This window comes from Janthinobacterium sp. FT14W, from assembly GCF_009208755.1.
GTDB lineage: Bacteria > Pseudomonadota > Gammaproteobacteria > Burkholderiales > Burkholderiaceae_D > Janthinobacterium > Janthinobacterium violaceinigrum.
This window is the reverse complement of sequence record NZ_WFLL01000116.1, coordinates 1-889: the sequence shown is the minus strand read 5'-3', so window position 1 is coordinate 889 and position 889 is coordinate 1. Positions and strand designations below refer to the sequence as shown.

Annotated in this window: 1 pseudogene; it reads right to left on the bottom strand. The window is 69.4% G+C overall.

The window, feature by feature from the left end:
• Positions 1–889 (bottom strand): annotated as a pseudogene (locus tag GCN74_RS28200) (hypothetical protein); the annotation flags it as partial.

Below are 889 nucleotides of genomic sequence, written 5' to 3'. Positions count from 1 at the left end.
TGGTCGATCTTCCCGGCATCGATGCGCAGCGCACCGTTGCCGATGAGTTTGCCGCCCTGGCCGTTCAGGGTGCTGGCCGTGATGGCCAGCACGCCAGTGCCCGCATGCTCGATGCGGCCGTTGATGTTCGTCAAGGTCGCCGCACTCAGGTCGAGGTCGCTGCTGTTGACGGCGATGCGCCCGCCCGTGTTGTCCAGCAGGCCCGTGGCGATGACGGTCTTGCCCTGCCCCGTCTGCACGATGTCGCCGCCGCTGTTGTCCAGGTTTGCCACCTGCAGGGCCAGCTGGCCCCCGCTCAATTGTCCCTTGCCCGTGTTCACCAGCGCCTGCGCGCTGCCCGCATTGGCCGTGATCGACAGCAGGCCCGGCGTGCTTACCACCGCGCCGGTCGTGCTGATGTTGCCGGCACTCGCCGTCAAGGCGATGTTGGCCGCGCCCGTCTGGCTGCCGCTCAAGTCCAGCGCCGTGCCCGTCAGGCTGGCCTGGCCCGCCGCCAGGTTCTGCCCGCTGGCGATGATCGCCTGCGTGGCGCTCAAGGTCAGGTCGCCGCTGGCGCCCAGGCTGCCGTCGGCCTTGAGGCCCGCGCCCAGCAAGCCGCTGCTGCTGATGCGGTTGGCCTGCAGGGTCGTATTGCCCAGCGCGGCGATGGAGCCGCTGTTGGCCAGCGCGCCGCCCACCGTCCACTGCTGGTCGCGGCCCGCATACAGCAAACCTGTGTTCGTCAAGTCGCCCGTCAGCGTGGCGCGCACATCCTTGCCTGCGCTCAGCACGCCCTGCGCATTGCGCACGCTGCCGGCGTCCAGGCCGATGCTGCCGTTGCTGGCCTGCAGCGTGCCGCCGCTGTTGTCGACCGTACCCGCCTTTATTTGGATGTCCTGCGTGGCGGCAA